Origin of the sequence: Oceanobacter mangrovi, assembly GCF_019740315.1 — a bacterium.
Classification (GTDB): Bacteria; Pseudomonadota; Gammaproteobacteria; order Pseudomonadales; family Oceanobacteraceae; genus Oceanobacter; species Oceanobacter mangrovi.
Genome location: NZ_JAHXZR010000002.1, coordinates 390549 through 411117 on the forward strand (window position 1 = coordinate 390549; position 20569 = coordinate 411117).

At 54.8% G+C, this 20569-nt stretch carries 14 protein-coding genes and 1 CRISPR repeat array; all 14 genes read left to right on the forward strand.

Features of this window, described 5'->3' with window-relative positions:
- Window positions 1-14 precede the first annotated feature (14 nt).
- The 14 genes from pabC to tssB all read left to right on the forward strand — a co-directional run bounded on the left by pabC (window position 15) and on the right by tssB (window position 20563).
- Window positions 15-836, forward strand: a complete 822-nt coding sequence (gene pabC / locus K6123_RS05775; protein ID WP_343223968.1) for an aminodeoxychorismate lyase — start codon at window positions 15-17, stop codon at window positions 834-836.
- Window positions 833-1900, forward strand: coding sequence for an endolytic transglycosylase MltG (mltG, locus tag K6123_RS05780; RefSeq protein WP_246624635.1), 1068 nt, complete (start codon window positions 833-835; stop codon window positions 1898-1900). The genes pabC and mltG overlap by 4 nt, the downstream gene beginning before the upstream one ends.
- Entirely contained in the window at window positions 1893-2537 is a 645-nt protein-coding gene (gene tmk, locus K6123_RS05785) for a dTMP kinase (RefSeq protein WP_221795069.1), read from the forward strand. Before mltG ends, tmk begins: the two co-directional genes overlap by 8 nt.
- Window positions 2534-3553 carry a DNA polymerase III subunit delta' gene (holB, locus tag K6123_RS05790; protein ID WP_221795072.1) on the forward strand — a complete coding sequence of 340 codons (1020 nt, stop codon included), beginning with the start codon at window positions 2534-2536 and terminating at the stop codon, window positions 3551-3553. Before tmk ends, holB begins: the two co-directional genes overlap by 4 nt.
- Window positions 3553-3897, forward strand: a complete 345-nt coding sequence (locus tag K6123_RS05795) for a PilZ domain-containing protein (protein WP_221795074.1) — start codon at window positions 3553-3555, stop codon at window positions 3895-3897. Before holB ends, K6123_RS05795 begins: the two co-directional genes overlap by 1 nt.
- Window positions 3898-4080: 183 nt before the next feature.
- The gene (locus tag K6123_RS05800; protein WP_221795076.1) at window positions 4081-6978 is read left to right on the forward strand and encodes an insulinase family protein; all 2898 of its coding nucleotides are present in this window, start codon (window positions 4081-4083) and stop codon (window positions 6976-6978) included.
- A gap of 81 nt (window positions 6979-7059) precedes the next feature.
- Window positions 7060-7434, forward strand: coding sequence for a VanZ family protein (locus K6123_RS05805; protein ID WP_221795078.1), 375 nt, complete (start codon window positions 7060-7062; stop codon window positions 7432-7434).
- Window positions 7435-7523: 89 nt separating this feature from the next.
- Complete coding sequence (cas1f, locus tag K6123_RS05810; protein WP_221795080.1) at window positions 7524-8513, forward strand: type I-F CRISPR-associated endonuclease Cas1f; 990 nt, start codon at window positions 7524-7526, stop codon at window positions 8511-8513.
- Window positions 8510-11974, forward strand: coding sequence for a type I-F CRISPR-associated helicase Cas3f (gene cas3f, locus K6123_RS05815; protein ID WP_221795082.1), 3465 nt, complete (start codon window positions 8510-8512; stop codon window positions 11972-11974). Before cas1f ends, cas3f begins: the two co-directional genes overlap by 4 nt.
- 39 nt (window positions 11975-12013) lie before the next feature.
- On the forward strand, window positions 12014-13336 hold the full coding sequence (csy1, locus tag K6123_RS05820; protein ID WP_221795084.1) for a type I-F CRISPR-associated protein Csy1: 1323 nt from the start codon (window positions 12014-12016) through the stop codon (window positions 13334-13336).
- Window positions 13333-14385 (forward strand): type I-F CRISPR-associated protein Csy2, encoded by a 1053-nt coding sequence (csy2, locus tag K6123_RS05825; RefSeq protein ID WP_221795086.1) that lies wholly within the window; start codon window positions 13333-13335, stop codon window positions 14383-14385. Before csy1 ends, csy2 begins: the two co-directional genes overlap by 4 nt.
- Before the next feature lie 15 nt (window positions 14386-14400).
- Window positions 14401-15426 (forward strand): type I-F CRISPR-associated protein Csy3, encoded by a 1026-nt coding sequence (csy3, locus tag K6123_RS05830; RefSeq protein WP_221795088.1) that lies wholly within the window; start codon window positions 14401-14403, stop codon window positions 15424-15426.
- 10 nt (window positions 15427-15436) lie between these two features.
- Entirely contained in the window at window positions 15437-15991 is a 555-nt protein-coding gene (gene cas6f / locus K6123_RS05835; protein WP_221795090.1) for a type I-F CRISPR-associated endoribonuclease Cas6/Csy4, read from the forward strand.
- Window positions 15992-16121: 130 nt separating this feature from the next.
- Window positions 16122-19089: a CRISPR direct-repeat array (repeat unit 28 nt; unit sequence GTGCGCTGCCGCCCAGGCAGCTCAGAAA).
- A 973-nt stretch (window positions 19090-20062) separates the two neighbouring features.
- A complete protein-coding gene (gene tssB, locus K6123_RS05840; protein WP_221795092.1) occupies window positions 20063-20563 on the forward strand; it encodes a type VI secretion system contractile sheath small subunit in 501 nt (166 codons plus the stop codon).
- The last annotated feature ends 6 nt before the right edge of the window (window positions 20564-20569 follow it).

The window sequence follows — 20569 nt, forward strand, 5'->3', positions numbered from 1 at the left end:
TTCGTTTGAGTCGGGTGTTGTGTCGGGTTGCTGGCCAGTGGCAAGACCATTGGCCAGCAACGGATCGTGGTTTGCAATATGGTGATGGTTTGTTTGAAACCATGCGCCTGTCTGCCGCAGATGTGCCTCTCTGGCGCTTTCATGCGGCTCGTCTCCAGCAAGGCCTGGAGGCGCTCTGTTTTCCCTCTGACAGCTTTTACCTGATCAGCGAAGCCATGGCCGAACTGGCCGATCAAATTGATCTGGGCGGCTATTCAGCGGCCAAGCTGCTGGTGAGCCGTGGCTGTGGCCCGCGTGGTTATGGGTTGCCGGCGCTCACAGACATCAATATTCAGCTGCAACTGATGGATGCCGCCGACTGGAAATGGCGTTCGCTGGGTGCGAATGCAGGGTTGGTGACGGGCGTCAGTTCGGTGCGTCTGGGGCAGCAACCCAGATTGGCGGGCATCAAGCACCTTAACCGGCTTGAGCAAGTGCTGGCGCGGGCGGAATTTGCCCCCCAGTGGCACGAAGCCATCATGCTCGACAGCCAGGGCCAGCTGGTTGAAGGCTGCTTTTCCAATCTCTATTTCAGCCATCATGGCCAATGGTTAACGCCATCCCTGCAGCATTGTGGGGTGAATGGTGTGATACGCCGCTGGCTGCTGGAACAACAAGCCATTGAAATCGTGGAATGTCGGCTGGACGATCTGCTGCAAGCTGACGCGGTGGTAATGAGTAACAGTTTGACCGGCATTGTGCCTGTACAATCGATTGATTCATTGACGCTGTCATTGACTCATCCGTCGCTGGATGTGATGAAACAACTGCAGCAACGACTGGAGAGTCTGTTTTGAAAAAACTGATCGCAGCAGCTTTGGCGATCCCCGTGGTGCTGATAGCCTTGGCCGCCGCCATCTGGACCATGCCAGCCAACAATACCGAACCGGTACGCATTCATATCGAGCAGGGGGAAACCCTGTCACTGAAATCCCGCCAATGGCAGCAGCAAGGCTGGTTACCATCCGCACTTTTGTTGCGCGTGCAGGCGAAGTTACTGAACCTGCAACACCTGCAAGCCGGTGAATACGATGTGCCAGCGGCGCTGACCGGGCCACAATTGCTGGTTTGGTTGCAAACTGCTGAACCGGTTAGTTACCGGGTGAGTCTGATTGACGGCACGACCTTGCAGGAAGCTCTGAAGAATATCGCCAATGCCGAACGCCTGACCCAGGATGTTGAGCCGTTGACGGTCGCCAGTGTTGCCAGCTTGCTGGGCCTGAGTGGTAATCCGGAAGGCTGGTTATACCCGGACACCTATGTCTATCGGGGTGGATCGAAAGCGTCTGCGGTGCTGAAGCAAGCCCATCAGCGGATGCAACAGCAACTTGATGAAGCCTGGGCTGGGCGCGACAAGGATTTGCCTTATGCGACCCCATACGATGCGCTGATCATGGCTTCGATTGTCGAAAAAGAAACGGCTGTGCCAGCTGAGCGACCACGCATCGCCGGTGTCTTTGTGCGGCGTTTGCAGAAAAATATGCGGCTGGAAACCGACCCGACCATTATTTACGGCCTTGGTGACGAATATCAGGGCAACCTGCGCAAGAAGCATCTGCTTGATCGCAGCAACCCTTACAACACCTATCGCATCAAGGGACTGCCACCAACACCGATTGCATTGGCAGGTCGTCCGGCACTGGATGCCGCTTTGCATCCAGCGGCCGGCAATGAGCTGTTTTTTGTTGCCCGTGGCGATGGCTCGCACGTTTTTTCTGCCACACTGGAAGAGCATAACAAGGCGGTGCGGCAGTATCAGATTCGTAATCGCAAGAGCGATTACCGATCGACGCCAGCTGCGGCTCCCACAGCAGAGAGTTCGGCCTCCAACACGGCCGCAGGGGAGAACAGTCATGAGTAAACCTGGCAAATTCATTACCTTTGAAGGCGGCGAAGGCGTTGGCAAGTCCACCAATATCCAGTGGTGTGCCGAATGGCTGATGGCGCAGGGAGTTGAAGTGCTGGTGACCCGTGAACCGGGTGGTACGCCAATCGCCGAGCTGATTCGCAACAAGCTGCTGAAAGCCCATCATGCGGAACCTATGATGCCGATGACCGAGTTGCTGCTGATGTTCGCTGCTCGTGCCCAACATCTGCAGGCGGTAATTGAACCGGCGTTGCAAAACGGCATTTGGGTGCTGTGCGACCGTTTTACTGACTCCACCATTGCCTATCAGGGCTTTGGGCGTGGGCTCGAACTGGAAACCATTGATACCCTCAAACAACTTGCGCAAGGAAACCTGGAGCCAGACTGCACCTTCCTGTTGGACGCTCCCGTCAGTGTTGGTATGAGCCGCGCCCGTGGTCGTTCAATCGAAACCGGTGAGCAAACCGACCGCTTTGAAACCGAAGCGCTGGCCTTCTTCGAACGGGTACGCGACGGCTTTCATACCCTTGCGGCGACACATTCGCGTTTTGTCATTATCGATGCCGAACAGCCGCTCGAACGGGTGCAGTCAGAACTGGCTGTCAGCCTGGAAGTGTTGAGAGGAGCATGAGCAATCCGATTCCTGCCAGTTTATATCCCTGGCTGCACGACAGCTGGCTGGACTTGCAAAAGCGGCACCGCCAGCAAGGCTTGCCGCATGCGCTGATGTTGACCGGGCCACGCGGGATGGGCAAACACGTGCTGTCGCTGGAAATCGCCCGCTGGCTGCTGTGCACCCGGCGGATTCCGCAACAGCTGGGCAGCGCCTGTGGTGAATGCCACAGCTGTCAGCTCTGGCAGGCCGGTAACCATCCGGACTTCCTCGAATGTAAACCAGAAGACGGCAGCAAGCAGATTCGGATCGACGGCGTGCGGCGGGTAAATGAGTTTCTGGTGCAAACTCCACAGATCAGCCCCTGTCAGGTGGTCATTCTTGCGCCGGTGGAAGTGCTTAACGTCAACGCTGCCAATGCTTTGCTGAAGACCCTCGAAGAACCGCCGGGTGAGAGCTTTATTCTGCTCGAAACCGAACGTCACGGCTCGGTGATGCCAACCATTCGCAGTCGTTGCCAGCGGCTGTCGCTGGCACCACCACCGCTGGCGGTATCTCTGGCCTGGCTGCAACAGCAGGGACTGACAGAAACTGACGCACGTCAGTCGCTGAAGAGCAATCAGCTGGCGCCGGTTGCTGCGCTGGAGTGGGTCAAGCAGGATTACCATAGCAAACATCAGAACTGGCTCACCAGTTTGCAACGCTGGAGTAGCAAGCAGGCATCGCTGGAAGATACTCTGGCGCAATGGCGCAACGATGAACTGGTTGATGTTATTGAGTGGCTGGGCAAAATGCTGGCTGATCTGATGAAAGCCAGAATGGGTGCGCAGCCGCAACAAATCATTGAAAGCGGGGTTTTGCAGTGTTTTGAGCCATCTACTCTGGATGTCTCAAAGCTGCTAGCCTTGCATGAGCGTATTAGTAGCGTCGCTGGCCAATTGCGGTCGGGAGTCAGTCATCACAACAGGCAACTGTTGCTGGAGTCGCTCCTGATTGAATGGCGGGGACTGGCAGTAACTATGGGGAGAATCTGATGTCCGGTGCTGGACGCAGTGGTATTTTGACCTTGACCATCAAGGACAAGGCTGTGCTTTACGGGGCTTACATGCCATTTCTCAAGGATGGCGGATTGTTTATTGCCACCAACCGGCCTTACCAGCTGGGGGACGAAGTGTTCCTGCTGTTGAAGCTGATGGACGACCCGGACAAACTGCCGGTTGCCGGTAAAGTCGTCTGGATTACACCGAACGGTGCGCAGGGTAATAAACCTGCAGGTATCGGTGTGCAGTTTACCGGTGACAGCGCAATGGCGCGTGACCGTATCGAAACCCACCTGGCGGGTGCGATGAAATCGGATCGACCAACCCACACCATGTAACTGCAGCAGACGAGAGCAGGGAAGGCCCGCAAGGGCCGTTCAGCCAGCACGACAGAGCGTTGCAACGGCAACAAAACAACCCTCTCGCCATCTGAGTCAATCTCATCAATAGTGATTATTCACTTGCCACATCACCCGGTCGTGACTAAAACAACAGCTGAACGACCAATACAAGGTTTGCCTATGTCTTCGAATGCTTTCCGCCTGGTGGGATCTACGCCGGTTGATTCTCTCAATATCGTAGTTCAGCACTATGAGCACGTCGCCACAGGTGCGGTGCACTATCACCTGTCCAGTGATCACGATGAAAAGGCCTTTATGGTAGCGGTTCGCACCATGCCCAAAGACAGCACGGGTGTGGCGCATATTCTCGAGCACACCGTACTCTGTGGTTCCGAAAAATTCCCGGTGCGCGATCCGTTTTTCATGATGACCCGGCGCTCGCTGAACACCTTTATGAACGCCATGACCAGCAGTGACTGGACCGCTTACCCGTTTGCCTCGCAAAACGACAAGGACTTCAACAACCTGCTGGATGTTTACCTCGACGCGGTGTTTTTCTCGCGCTTGCATCCGCTCGACTTTGCCCAGGAGGGCCACCGGCTGGAGCTGGAAGATCCGCAAAATCCGCAGTCGCCGCTGGTATTCAAGGGCGTTGTATTCAATGAAATGAAAGGCGCCATGTCGTCACCGGTGTCGCAGCTGTGGCAGGGCATCAGCTCCTACCTGTTTCCGACCACTACCTATCACTACAACAGTGGTGGCGAGCCAGCCGAGATTACCTCGCTGAGCTACGACCAGTTGATGAAGTTCTACAAGACCCATTACCACCCCAGCAATGCCATCTTCATGACGTTTGGTAATCTCGACGTTGAAGAACTGCAAGGCAAGCTGGAACAACAGGTACTGGCACGCTTTGAACGTCAGAACCAGACCTGGAGTGTACCGGCAGAACAGCGTTACGCCGCCCCGTTGGCCGTGCAGGAACACTATGGTGTCGACAGTGATGACCTGGACGGCAAGACCCACCACGTGCTGGGCTGGCTGCTGGGCTTTTCAACCGATCTCGATGCCCAGCTGGAAGCCAACCTGCTGAGCCAGATCCTGCTCGACAACTCGGCATCGCCATTGCGTAAGGCGCTGGAACAAACCGATCTTGGCGGTTCACCGTCACCGCTGTGTGGGCTGGAAGAATCCAACCGCGAAATGAGCTTTATGTGTGGTCTGGAGGGCAGCGACCCGCAACACGCCGAAGCCTTTGAAAAGCTGGTACTGGATACCCTGCAGGACGTCGCCGATAACGGCGTCGACAGTGGTCTGGTTGAATCCGCGCTACACCAACTGGAACTGCACCAGCGCGAAATCGGCGGCGATCATTACCCATACGGCCTGCAGCTGATCTTTAATGCCTTGCCAGCCGCGACCCATTACGGTGACCCGGTGGGCATGCTGAACCTTGACCCGGCGCTCAAGCAGCTGCGGGAAAAAGTCAGCCAGCCAGGCTGGATTCAGGAAGCCGTGCAGCGACTGATTCTGAACAACCGTCACCGCGTACGTTACAGCCTGATTCCCGATGCCGGTCTTAATGCCGAAGCCAAGCGGCTGGAAGAACAGCGTCTGGCTACCATCAAGGCCAGCCTGTCTGATGAACAGCTGCAAGCCATTCGCGACCAGGCAGAAGCTCTGCAGGAACGCCAGGCACAGGAAGATGACCCGGGCTTGTTGCCACAGGTGACGCTGGAAGACGTCAAACCTGAGATTGCCTATACCGCAGCGACTGCCAAAACGACCGATGCCCTGCCAACCACCGAATACGTTACCGGCACCAACGGCATTCTGTACCAACAGCTGGTAGCCGATTTGCCAGAGCTGTCGGCTGACCAACTGGGCTGGCTGCCATTGTTCACCAACGCCTGGACCGAAGTTGGCGCTGGCGGTAACGACTACCTGGCTCAGCAAATCAAACAGACCGCACTGGTTGGCAGCCTCAGCAGCTACGCCAGCATCCGCGGCAGTGTCGACCAGTGTGACGACCTGCACGGCTACATCGTGATGACAGGCAAGGCGCTCGGCAGCAAGGCTGCTGAATTCAGTGCCTTGATGAAAGAAACCTGGCAAACCGCCACTTTCAACGAAGAAGCCCGTTTGCTCGACTTGCTGACCCAGATGACCGCCCGCAAGGAAAACGGTGTGACGGGCAGCGGCCACAGTCTGGCGATGGCGACTGCTGCGGCGTCCCTTAATGCGGCAGCCAACATTGCCAACTGCATTGGCGGCATGCCGCAAATGGTACGTCTGAAGCAATACCTCAAGCAGGCACAGCAGGATGGTGGAGCATCTATTGCTGCTGCCATGAACGATCTCTATCAAGTGATCGGTCAGCTGCCGGACGAAGCCGTGGCGGTGCATGACGAACCGCACCGCCAGCAGCATATGGCTGCGGTGGCGGCACAATGGCAAAACGCCTCCGGCCGTGACAAGAAAATCATGCAGTGGCAAATGCAGGACACTGCCAGCTACTGGATGGTCGACTCACAGGTCAACTTCTGTGCCTGGGCGCTGCCAACCACCACTTTGACCGGTGAAGATTCGGCGGCGTTGTCGGTGCTGGCTGGGGTGTTGCGTAACGGCTTCCTGCACACTGCAATTCGCGAGAAAGGCGGTGCCTACGGTGCTGGTGCGACCCAGGACAATGCTAACGGCTGTTTCAAATTCTACTCCTACCGTGATCCACGGGTAGAAGGTACCTTTGATGACTTCGCCCGCTCGATCAACTGGGTACTGGAACGCGCTGCCGGAGCAGACCTTGTTGAACAGGCTGTGCTGGGTTTGATCGGCGGTATGGATCGCCCTGGCTCACCAGCAGGTGAAGCCAAGCAAACCTTCCATATGGACCGTGGTGGCCGCAGCCGTGAAATTCGCCAGAACTTCCGTGAGCGTTTGTTATCTACCAGCTGGTCCGACGTACAACGCGTAGCCGAGCAGTACCTCAAGGGGCAACAGGGCAGCAAAGCCGTGGTGGCACCAAGAGGCAGCCAGGAGACGGCAGAGAAACTGGGGCTGCAGTTCCAGGATTTCTAACGACTGTTGCGTCACCAATACCACCCGCTCAAGCGGGTGGTTTTTTATTAACCAGAGCCTGACAGGCACAAGTCACGATCCATGACCCAACTTCAGAACTACCTGTTTCTAGCCTCCCGTTTTCTGTTAGTAGCTGTGCTCGCCATCGTGGTCTGGGCTTCGCTCAAATCGACCGGCGACACCATCGCAGGCTCCGACAAAATCGCCCACTTTCTGGCCTACGGCACCCTCGCCGGACTGGGCCTGATCAGCTTTCGACGCCGTATCAACCAGATTTATTTCCTGCTGTTCTGCCTCGCGTTAGGTGGCTCAATGGAATTGCTGCAGGGCATGTTGCCACACCGCTTTATGGGTTGGGACGACATGCTCGCCAACAGCCTGGGTGTCGTCACTGCCGTGGCGGTTTACTGGCCAATGCAGGACTGGATTAACCGGGTGCTGGGGCGTACCAGCTAGATTTTTGTCGGCAATTGGATCAAACCACGGATAGGATAAATTCGATCATGTGCTAGATTGAAGATTCCAGCTTCAGTCAAGGATGACACATGGACGACTTTACTCCTTCCGAACTTAAAACCATTCTGCATTCCAAAAGAGCCAACCTTTATTACCTGCAATACTGCCGGGTGCTGGTGAACGGCGGCCGGGTTGAGTATGTGACCGAAGCTGGCAAGGAATCGCTTTACTGGAATATCCCGATCGCCAATACCACAGTGATCTTGTTGGGGACGGGAACCTCCATCACCCAGGCGGCAGTCCGTGAGCTGGCCAAAGCCGGTGTTTTGATCGGCTTTTGTGGTGGCGGTGGCACGCCGCTGTTCGCCTGCAATGAAGTCCAGGCGGACGTTGAGTGGCTCACCTCCCAAAGCGAATACCGTCCTACCGAATATCTGCAACTCTGGTGTCGATTCTGGTTTGATGACCAGCAACGGCTTGATGCCGCGATTCATTTTCAGCAGGCCCGGCTGGCTAATCTGCGCGAAATCTGGGGCAAACTCAGTAAAAGCCGGGACATAGAATTCCCGGTTGCGCTAGATCAGCTGGACGGCGTGATTCAGTCCTTCGAACAACGTCTGTCTGGCGCCAACAGCAGCAACGACGTGCTGAGCACCGAAGCCATCATGACCAAGGCTCTGTACAAGCTGGCTGGTCAGGCTGTCTGTTACGGTGAATTCAGTCGTGCCAAGCAGGGCGGTGGCACCGACCTCGCTAACCGCTATCTCGATCATGGCAATTATCTCGCTTATGGGCTGGCGGCAACTGCCTGCTGGGTGTTAGGTCTGCCGCACGGACTGGCTGTGTTGCATGGCAAGACCCGACGGGGAGGGCTGGTGTTTGACGTTGCCGACCTGATCAAGGACGCCATCGTTATGCCGATTGCTTTCAGTTCCGCTATGGCTGGCCAGGATGAACAGGAATTTCGCCAACAACTCATCAGCCAATTGCAGAAATTCGACGTGCTGGATCGCATGATCGACGCCATCAAAGACACAGCTGAACAAGTGGGCCAGTCGGCCGGAGCGCCTGACGCATGATAGTGATCATCAAATCCCAATGCGGCAAAAAAGCCCTGATCGAAACCCGGCGGGTGCTGGATCAATTCTTTGAGCGAGCCGGAGACCGTAGCTGGGAAGGTCCGGTGACGTTGGAAGGGTTGAAAATGGTTCGCAAGCTGCTGCGCAAAACCGCCCGCAGAAACACCGCCGTCGTTTGTCACCGGGTGCGCGGCACGCAGCAGCTGGAACTGGAATGGATCGTTGGTAACGCCCGTAAATTCAACGCCCAGGGGCGGGTGCCGACCAATTCGACGGGAAGGGATGTACTCAAGTCCGACTCTGAAAATCAGTGGCATACCGCTGAGGCGATTGCGCTGATGGCAGGGATTGCCGGGCTGTTTCATGACTTTGGCAAAGCCAATACGCTGTTTCAGCAGAAGTTGCTGGGCCAGCGTGGAATGCAGGAGCCGCTGCGGCATGAGTGGTTGTCGCTGTTGATGTTTGTCGCATTCGTAAAAGCGAAAATATCGGCCGGGAAAACGGATACTGAGTGGTTGAGGGCACTTGCTGACGTAGCACCGGCAGATGATCAGCTGTGCCAGCAAGCGCTGGCGGGATATAGGGAAGACCGACAACAGGCGTTGAAAAATCCGTTTCTTCTGCTCGAAGGTTTGCCGCTGGCGCAAGCGATTGGCTGGTTGATCGTCAGTCATCATCGGCTACCGGTTTATCCAACGCGTGAAGGAAAGCGCGCAGAGGATATCGAAAACGAAAGTGACCGTATTCCTCAACTGAATCTGGATAAATTAACCCTGATGCAGCGGGACTGGTTTGCCCCCTGGAATTCAGCCCAGTGTTTGCGCTCTGAGTGGACGGCTGCAGACTGGCAACACCTGTTCACTTTCGCTCAGGGTACACCGATCGCCAGCCTGCAATGGCGGACCAAAGCAAAGCAACTGGCACAGCGAACCTTGAAGCAAGGTTCTTTGCATAATGGCCAAAGCCAATGGCTGCAGCAGGACCACTTCAGCAGCCACTTGTCTCGGCTGGCCTTGATGCTCGCGGATCACAGCTATTCCGCGGCTGGAAAGCAGACAAAATGGTGGGATGACAAGTATCAGGTGTTCGCCAATACCGACAAGCCAGACGCCAATGGCAAACGACCGCTGAAGCAACATCTGGATGAACACAATATCGGTGTCGGTCAAAATGCACTGCTACTGGCGCGCCAGCTACCTAACTTGCGTTCAAACCTGCCGGTGCTGGTTTCCCATAAAACGCTCAAGGCCAGAGCCAAACACTCCGATTACCGTTGGCAAGATAAAGCCTACGATCTCGCGACAGGCCTGGCGGAATTATCTGCCAGGCAAGGTTTCTTTGGCGTCAACATGGCCTCAACCGGTAAGGGAAAAACCTTTGCCAACGCCCGCATTATGTATGGCCTGGCCAATGAGCAGCCGGGTTGTCGTTTCAGTATTGCGCTGGGGTTGCGAACACTGACGCTGCAAACCGGTGATGCCCTGCAAGAGCGTTTGCAGCTGGAATCAGACGAACTGGCAGTGCTGGTTGGCTCGCAAGCGGTGCAGGAACTTCATCGGCGTAAGACAGAACAGCAGCAGCCGCCTGAATCAGAACAAAATGGCAGTGAATCCTCCGCCGATTTACTCGATGACACCCTGCACATCAGTTATGACGGTACGCTCAGTGACGGGCCTTTAAGACGCTGGCTGGGGCAAAAGGACCGTAATCAGCAGCCATCAAAATCGCTGCAGCTTCTGAGCGCCCCGGTGTTGGTATGCACCATCGACCACCTGATGCCTGCCACCGAAGGCGTTCGTGGCGGCAAACAAATTGCGCCCATGCTGCGGCTACTGACGTCGGATCTGGTGCTCGACGAACCGGATGACTTTGACTCTGCCGACTTGCCTGCACTTTGCCGGCTGGTGAACTGGGCCGGGCTACTGGGTAGTCGGGTCTTGCTGTCATCTGCCAGCATGCCGCCAGCGATGTTAACGGCTCTGTTCAGTGCTTATCAGGCTGGCCGCAAACACTACAACCAGGCTTGTGGAACGCCAGGTCAGTCGGATGAAATCTGTTGTGGCTGGTTTGATGAATTCGGCTCGTCAGCCAGGCCTTGTGGTGATCAACAAGCATTCAAAGCGGCCAATAGCGAATTTGCAGCTTCGCGGGTTAAACACCTGCAAGCCGATCTTGAACCCGGCAAAGCTCTGCGGCTGGCGGAAGTGCTGGATGTTGAGGCCAATAACGACGGCAAGGAAGCCGTCATTGAAGCCATTTGCAGCAGCTTGTGGCAGGGCATGAAAAGATTGCATCTGGCGCATTCAGCGGTCGATCCGCAAACCGGCAAGCAGGTGTCGCTGGGTTTGATTCGAATGGCCAATATTAATCCGCTGGTGGCGGTCGCCCGGCAGCTTGTTGAAGGTAGTGTTCCGGAAAATACTCGATTACATCTGTGCGTCTATCACAGTCAGCATCCGTTGCTGGTACGGTCGTTTATCGAGGCGCGGCTGGACACTACTCTCAATCGCAAGACTCCGGAAGCCCTGTGGCAACAGCCGGAAATCCGTTCTGCACTGGACAATCACCCTGAACAAAACCACCTGTTTGTCGTGTTGGGTTCGCCGGTAACGGAAGTAGGCCGCGATCACGATTACGACTGGGCCATTGCCGAACCCAGCTCCATGCGCTCGTTGATTCAACTGGCCGGGCGTATTCGGCGTCATCGCAAGCAGCCGCCGAAAACCACCAATATGCTGGTGTTGAACTACAACTACCGGGCCTTGAAACAATTGGCCCTGAAGCAGCTGGGCGACGACGATGAGTCGCAAGCCCTGGTGTACACCCAGCCCGGCTTTGAAGCCAAAGCGATCGGGCAACCCCAAATGCTGCGGCTGGATTCGGAGCACTGGGCGATTCGTTCTTGTGTCGCTGTCGAAGAGCTGGCGGCGATTTCATCCATTCCACGGATTTTACAGCCCGCCAAAGTGGAACATGGCACCAGCTTGATCCAGCTGGAACACCTGCACCTGATCGCCGCCTTGTTCGAAAACAAGGCGGTTCAGATTCAGGGCCGAACCTGCGCCGACCGCTGGTGGCAGCTAACCCCAACACCGGACTGGCATGCCGAAATGCAACGGCGTACACCGTTCCGGCACTCCAGCCCAGATGATGCCTTTGTGCTGTATCAGCAAGACGAAACGGAAGAGCCGGTTTTCCATCTCATCCGTGAAAGCGATGGACAGCTATCACCGCAAAAACTGAACTTCGATTACCCCGAACTCACACCGGGTGAACATTGCTCATCGTGGTTGAAGGGTGATGTAAAGGCACTGATAGCGGAGCTGTCCGAACAGCTGGGTCGTGAAGTGTCTGATATCAGCAAACATTTTTGTGAGATCCGCCTGCGTCGCCTTGATGGCAGTGGGGCAGAAACATGGCAATACCATCCGTGGCTGGGGATCTTCCGGGATATTTACTAATTCCATCTTTTAAAATTTCAGGAACCTGCAGGAGGTGCAATGGAACTGACCGAAAAAATCCGGCTGTACATCGAAGATCGATGTACAGCCAAGTTGGAGCCTTTGGAAAAGGAGCTGGCCCGGGCGGAAAAGGAAAAAGCTGCCGAGGACTTCGCCGAATTCCGGCTCGACTGGCAGCAGCGCAAGCAAGAGCTGCTGGACAAATTCAAGCCACAGGCGTGGCTAACCGATGCGGCGGGCAGGGCGAAACAAATCAATTTGGTGAGTCATGCGCTGAAGTACACCCACAGTGATGCCAAAGGCACCAGCCTGCTGGTCAACTCATCTGTAGCCGGTTCCGAGCGGACATTGTCATCGGCGGATTTAGCGGTCATGAAAGCTGACGTAGTCGGCAATGCAGCAGCGCTGGATGTCGCCAATTTACTGTTGCTGGAACACGACGGTGAACGCTTGCTGGATCAACTGTCCGCAGATGACTCTTCTGCACTGGCACCGTTTGCCAATGAAAAACAGCTGGCTGACTGGCTGTCAGGCTTCAAGGAAGCACTGAAGGTACAAGAGCCGTCCAGTCATTCCCTGGCCAAGCAGCTTTATTTTCCTGTGACAGAGGAAGAGTCCGGCTATCACCTGTTAGCGCCACTGTCGGCATCTTCCCTGAATCATGCTGTTTTCCAGCGGGTGCAGCATTCCCGATTCAGCGACGCAGCCAAAGACGCTCGGGAGGCTCGTCGTAAAGGCCATTTCTGGCAGGTGGGCACCAGAGATTATCTGAATCTCGCCATCCAGACCTTTGGTGGCACCAAGCCGCAGAATATTTCCTTGCTGAACAGTCAGCGTGGTGGTCGAGCTTATCTGTTTGACGCTCAACCACCGGTTTGGAAGTCCCAAAACAAGCCGCCCAAATCCGTCGATGCCTTCTGGGCCGGTTATCGCTGGCGCATTCGCAAGCAGCTGGATGAACTGACAGGTTTTCTGGAATGGGCCAACCAGCAGGATTTGAATAATCGCCATATTCGGGGCAGGCGCGCCGAAATGGTCGCGGCAATGGTCGACGAACTGCATCAGTACGCGGCACAGATTCAACAACAACCCCCGGGTTGGAGTAGCGAATCTTTTGGTTTGAAACCCGAAGCCTGCTGGCTCGACCCCAACCGGGCTGATGATGATTTTCAGTATGAACGAGACGGCAAAGCCTGGTGTAAAAAGCTGGCACTGACCTTTGGCCGGGTTTTGTCCAAAGCCATCGATCAAAAAGGCAAAAAAGCCAAGTTGAGCATGAGTGATGTGGAAACTGCCCACTTCAAACAACAAATTCAGCGTCAGGCGTACCTGCTGATGGTTGATCTGGAGGATCTGGCATGAAACATCTGCTGTTGCTCAATAAGCTGCGAGTGGAAAACGCCAATGCGATTGCCGGCATGACCTGGGGCTTCCCGGCACCCAGCAATTTTCTCGGATTCACTCACGCGCTATCGCGTAAATGTCAGGCGAAGTGGGGAGCGCAGGCCAGCCTGGGCGGTGTCGGCATTATTTGCCATCACCATCAGGTGCATAGCCAGCAGCCGAGTGGTTTCGAACACGTATTTGCACTCAGTCGTAATCCACTGACCAAAGACGGCAAGACCGCCCCCTTCAACGAAGAGGGACGTATGCATATGACAGTCAGCTTGCTGGTGGAGTGCGAGTTCGATCCACTGGAACTGGCGTTAGGCGATGACCTTCCCGAGCAGCGTATCCGACAGTTTGAAAATCAGTTGCTGGACTGGCTGGCAACCCAACGTCTGGCGGGTGGCATCATTACCAGCATTGGCCGGGTTCGATACTGGCAATTCGATGAAACCAACAGCGATAGTCAGCGAGCGTTCCGGCGTCAGATGCTGCGGCTGATTCCCGGTTTTGTGCTGCTTGATCGTACGGACTTGTTGGCCGCACACCACCAGGCGCAACGGCAGCTCAACCCGGCAGCTGAACTGCTCGACAGCTGGCTCGATTTTATTGCGCTTTGCTATCAGCCAGAACCAACAGGGCTGAAAGACGGGGATGAACCGATTCCCGGCGAGACCAAAGCAGACTGGAAAATCAAACCCAGGCCCGGTGCCGGCAAAGGCTATCTGGTGCCACTGGCGGCAGGCTATCAGGCCATTTCTGAATTGTATGCCGCCGGTACAGTCAGCCGGGCTCGCGACAATTCAGTGCCATTCCGGTTTGTCGAAAGCGCCTACAGCATTGGTGAATGGTGCAGTCCGCACCGGTTGCAATCCCCGCAAGAGCTGCTTTGGCAATACCGCCACAGTAATGGTGCCTATTTATGTGAAATTCCTTCTCAGGCTGCAACGATTACTGATCGCAGTGAAGATGACCACATCGAAATCCCGGACAACGACTTCAACACATTTGACGAATTGTACTAATCAAGGAGCGACAACATGGCTACTACCAAACTGAAAACAGCTTCCGTTCTGGCGTTTGAACGCAAACACGCTAACTCAGACGCCGCTATGTTCGCCGGGCGCTGGCAAGAGCGCAGCAACACGGAAGGCTGGCAAGCCATCGAGGTACAACAAAAATCTGTACGCGGCACCATTTCCAACCGCCTCAAGGCCGCTATTGCTGATGATCCCTTGAAACTGGACGCCGAAATCCAGAAACCCAACCTGCAAACCGTTGATACTGCAGCACTACCACAGGACAGCGACACTCTGAAAGTCAGCTTCACCTTACGTGTATTGGGGGATCTGGCAACGCCTTCAGCCTGTAACGACGGTGAATATCAGCAAGCGTTGGCTGAGGTTATCAACGGCTATATTGAACGGGAACAATTTACCGAACTCGCTGCCCGCTACGCTGAAAACCTCGCCAATGGGCGATTCCTCTGGCGTAACCGCGTTGGTGCGGAGCAAATTGAAGTCAAGGTATCCCAGCTCTCAGGCACTGATGTTCTGAATAGCTGGACCTTCGATGCTCACAGCTTCGACCTGCGTAACTTCGGCACCCAGGCGGCAATCATCAAGCCACTGGCAGATCTGATTCAAACCGGCCTGAGTGGTAAAAGCTTTGTATTGCTGCGCGTTGAAGCATACGTCCGTCTGGGCGAAGGACAGGAAATCTTTCCATCCCAGGAACTGGTACTGGATGGCTCCGGCAACAGCAAAAAGAGCAAGTTTCTGTATCAGGTAGATGGTCAGGCGGCCATGCACTCGCAGAAAATTGGTAACGCCATTCGCACCATCGATACCTGGTACCCGCAAGCCGACACCTTTGGCCCAATTGCCGTCGAACCCTACGGCTCTGTCACCAGCCGCGGCGCGGCCTATCGCCAACCCAAAGAAAAGCAGGATTTCTATAACCTGCTGGACAAATGGGTGTTGAAAGGAGAAACGCCATCGGTTGATAACCAGCACTACGTGATGGGTATCCTGATTCGTGGTGGCGTATTCGGTGAAGCCGGTTAAGGGGTAGAGGATGGATCATTATCTTGAAATTACCCTGCTGCCGGACCCCGAGTTCGAAGAGCAGCTGCTGTTGAACGCGCTGTTCTCCAAGTTCCACCGAGGTATGAGTCAAAGCGTAGCTGGTGAAATTGGCATCAGCTTCCCGGATGTTGGCAAGCGACTCGGCGGTCGAATGCGTTTGCACGGTAGTGCCGCGGCATTGGACAAGCTGATGTGTAGTGGCTGGATGAAAGGACTGGGTGATTACACCCGCGTCTCTGATATTCAGGCGGTGCCAGCAGGCTGCCAATATCGAACCGTGCGACGAGTGCAGGCCAAAAGCGCCTGGAACAAGCGCAAACGTTCAATCGCCAAAGGCTGGTTAACCGAGGAAGAGGCTGCCGCGAAAATCACCGACAACCAGCAAAAGAGCCTCAAACACTTGCCGTTTATACAGATTAAAAGCCTGTCGAACGGCAACAACATGCGGGTGTATATCGAACACGGTGAATTGCAGAAGGCGTCAGTGGCCGGAACGTTCAGCAGCTACGGTTTGAGCAGCACCACAACCATCCCCTGGTTTTGACCCTTTTTTTTAGCGAAATGCCAAGTCCTTGATTTTAAAGGACTTGGCAGAATCCAGAAAAAACAGGGTAAAAACCTGAAAGTGCAGGGAAGCTCTTTAAAAAACAGGAACCTGGCTTTAAATTGCTACAGTGCGCTGCCGCCCAGGCAGCTCAGAAAGGTTATTAGCGGCTGATCATGGCGAAGCAATAGTGCGCTGCCGCCCAGGCAGCTCAGAAAGTCACCTGGCCGAAAACCCGCAGCGGCCAGATGTGCGCTGCCGCCCAGGCAGCTCAGAAAGTGATACTCCCTTGGGCTGCACTGCTCCACATGTGCGCTGCCGCCCAGGCAGCTCAGAAATCTGCCCTGGCTGCCTGCCCGCGCCGCTCGGTGTGCGCTGCCGCCCAGGCAGCTCAGAAAGGTTATATGCGGCTGGCGCCGGATATGCGGGCGTGCGCTGCCGCCCAGGCAGCTCAGAAAAAGTCGCGGCGCCTGTAATGGAGAAAGCAACTGTGCGCTGCCGCCCAGGCAGCTCAGAAAACTCCGCTTTTTTGTCGTCTTGAACCAAGAAAGTGCGCTGCCGCCCAGGCAGCTCAGAAAATTAGAGTTGGTTTAGTCATTTGTAAACCACTGTGCGCTGCCGCCCAGGCAGCTCAGAAATGATGATTCCAGAGCATCACGGAAACTGTAAAGTGCGCTGCCGCCCAGGCAGCTCAGAAAATAATTTATGACAATGCCGTAACCAGAACCGCGTGCGCTGCCGCCCAGGCAGCTCAGAAAGGTAAGCGCGATGGTAATAAATGGATTTTCCGGTGCGCTGCCGCCCAGGCAGCTCAGAAATTGAAATAATTGCAGTCCACTCGCTGACCGTGGTGCGCTGCCGCCCAGGCAGCTCAGAAAATTACATTCTCCGATTAATTAAATTAGTTTGAGTGCGCTGCCGCCCAGGCAGCTCAGAAAAAGGCGTTCCGACCCACGACCCAATTGAAAAAGTGCGCTGCCGCCCAGGCAGCTCAGAAATGTACGAAAAATACGGCACTTATAAAATCAATGTGCGCTGCCGCCCAGGCAGCTCAGAAAAGATGGGCGAATCTGGCGTTCGCAAGTTCCGCGTGCGCTGCCGCCCAGGCAGCTCAGAAAACAAAGGTTCATGCAATGATGATTGCTAATATGTGCGCTGCCGCCCAGGCAGCTCAGAAATTTGACATATCCAGGGTATCGACATCATCCGAGTGCGCTGCCGCCCAGGCAGCTCAGAAAGGAAGAAAGCAGACTTGGCGTAAAAATTACGAGTGCGCTGCCGCCCAGGCAGCTCAGAAAAAGACCAACAAGGACATTAACCAACTTACCATGTGCGCTGCCGCCCAGGCAGCTCAGAAACGCGATGAAGTGCTTGAGCATGCCAAGAAAAAGTGCGCTGCCGCCTAGGCAGCTCAGAAAGCAAACCATTGCACCCTGAATTTACCGTATTCGTGCGCTGCCGCCCAGGCAGCTCAGAAAAGCGGGAAGAGATCGTCATAGTCATGGACATTGTGCGCTGCCGCCCAGGCAGCTCAGAAAAGAGAGGGAGTTCCAGCCCGTCTAATTGTTCCGTGCGCTGCCGCCCAGGCAGCTCAGAAAGATGACCCGCCGATTATGAGTCGGCCGCTCTGGTGCGCTGCCGCCCAGGCAGCTCAGAAATTTGCTTTGGTCATCAAACCGGGCCCAGATGGGTGCGCTGCCGCCCAGGCAGCTCAGAAATGAGTAGTTGTCCTGCTGCAGCGTCATTCTGGGTGCGCTGCCGCCCAGGCAGCTCAGAAAGGGTTGGATTTCATTAAATGGCGAGGGCCAGTGTGCGCTGCCGCCCAGGCAGCTCAGAAAAGAGCAGGGATGGCCAAACAATCACGGTGTGGGTGCGCTGCCGCCCAGGCAGCTCAGAAAAAGGTAAAACGCCGGTCATATCCCTATGACGTGTGCGCTGCCGCCCAGGCAGCTCAGAAACGTTTCTTGCGAACGCTTGGCTTCTGCTGTTTGTGCGCTGCCGCCCAGGCAGCTCAGAAAGCTAAAATTCTTCAGGGCCATAACGTGTTCGGGTGCGCTGCCGCCCAGGCAGCTCAGAAAGAAGAAGAAGCAACGCATGAAGCGCTGTCTGCGTGCGCTGCCGCCCAGGCAGCTCAGAAACACAAACATTACCTGACTTTTCGTCTATCAGCGTGCGCTGCCGCCCAGGCAGCTCAGAAAAACGCCGCCGCTGAAGTGGGTTCGGTGCGAATGTGCGCTGCCGCCCAGGCAGCTCAGAAAAGAAATTCAGCTTCAGCAGATTCGTGTTTCAGGTGCGCTGCCGCCCAGGCAGCTCAGAAAAGGATCGTCCAGGTCAAGCGGTTATCAGTAACGTGCGCTGCCGCCCAGGCAGCTCAGAAATGGCTTTCTGGGGCAACTCCACCATGCGATCCGTGCGCTGCCGCCCAGGCAGCTCAGAAAGCGAGGCTGCCACGGAGAGACCGGTAGATCTCGTGCGCTGCCGCCCAGGCAGCTCAGAAATCGACGTCTTTGTTGATGCGTTGGGATTTGCTGTGCGCTGCCGCCCAGGCAGCTCAGAAACATATCAATAACGTGTGCTGGCGTTGTCATATGTGCGCTGCCGCCCAGGCAGCTCAGAAAAGCCATGGAAACGCTCGGCGTGGATCCTGATTGTGCGCTGCCGCCCAGGCAGCTCAGAAAAATGACGGCCGGTGATCTGGTACACACGTTCAGTGCGCTGCCGCCCAGGCAGCTCAGAAAGATAGGTTTCGTTATCAGGGTCACTAAGAAGCGTGCGCTGCCGCCCAGGCAGCTCAGAAATCCTTTTTTATTGGTGTTTTATGCTTGATTTAGTGCGCTGCCGCCCAGGCAGCTCAGAAAAAGTTGAAGCGTGATCAGGGATATGCCAATAAGTGCGCTGCCGCCCAGGCAGCTCAGAAAATGGCAACGGCAGGAATTTGAACGCAACGGAAGTGCGCTGCCGCCCAGGCAGCTCAGAAACTTGAGCTCCATCGACTGGATGCCCTTGAGGAGTGCGCTGCCGCCCAGGCAGCTCAGAAAAGCTCGTCGTTGGTGGATTCATCAATGCGAAAGTGCGCTGCCGCCCAGGCAGCTCAATCGTTTTGAACTGTGCCAGCCTGAAGGGGGCTATCAACCAACCAGGATCTCTTTGCAGCATGGATCCCGGATCTCGCAGGCTCGTCCGGGAAGACGTTGTTGTTAGCCTCGCTGGCTCTTGATTGAAACTGCATGGCTGGTAGCGCTGTACGCTGTCACCCAGGCAGCTCGGGAAACGCAGCGTTTGGTTATCAATCTGATTGTCGGGCTCGGTACTCCTGCCAATCTCAGGATCAAATCCGCGCACATAAATCGGTGATTGGTCATTGGTTTTCAGGCAGCAGGAATCTCAATCCTGAACGTTTAAATATATAGATGGCAGGGGTGTTTTTTGGTGGGCTTGAACGTGAATATTCAATTATCTTGGTCTTATAAAAGTCCAAATTCTCTATATGGATATTCATTCAGACCATCATTATGTGATGGCTTGTAAGATCGGGTTCGACAATAGATCTTTACAATATATGCCTACATATAAATATTGGAATGAAATTCAATGGATATTGATTGAAAGCATCTAACGATTGATAGATTTAATCTGAATTAGGACATAAATGGCCACATTGTTAGTTTTGTGTCATTTTGTATCTCGTGGTTAAATTTTGTTTTTGGTCATTTTTTGCCGTGTTTGATCGTGAAATTGCGCCAAATTATGCGTCGATTTATGGCGGTTTTTACTACCCGGCAGAAAATGAAAGGCTTAAATGCGACGAAGGTTGGATTATTTGTGACGATTTTAATGGCGTGTTGGTAAGTTTTTGTAATTATTGGCCTTTAAGTGGTTAATATTTAATCAAATCCAAGGTTTCTCGATTGATTTTGTGAATATTTTTAACCTGTCAAATATTTTCTGATTTGTTAATGCCTGGTTTGTTGATAGTAATAACACTGCTAGACAGATTGGAGGTCTTTGACTACATTTCTCCACGTTAACCAGTTCACGTTTTCAGACAGCACTTCAAGACGTAGGGATGCCATGAAAAAGAAAAATGCGGGCTCTGTCGCCCCAAAAGAACGCGTCAATATTTCCTATAAGCCCGCAGTTGGTGATGGCAAAAAACAGATTGAATTGCCATTCAAGGCTTTGATTCTCGGCGATTTTACCCAGCGTCCAGACGACCGGGTAATCGAGGAGCGGGAACCTATCAACGTTAACAGCAATAACTTCGATGAAGTGCTGGCGTCGATGGGCCTGGAAATGCAATTCAGTGTTCCCAACTATATTTCCGGCAACGGTGAGACCGATATCGATGTGAACTTCAAGCCGCAGAGCCTGAAGGATTTCACGCCGGATAATCTGGTCGATTCCATCCCTGAGTTGAAGAAGGTCATTGAGTTGCGTAATGCATTAAAAGCTCTGAAAGGCCCGCTGGGTAACGTGCCGCAAATGCGCCGCAAGATCCAGACGATGATTACTGATGAATCCACTCGCAAACGCCTGCTGGATGAATTGAACTCTGACGGACAACAAGGCTGAGGGGAG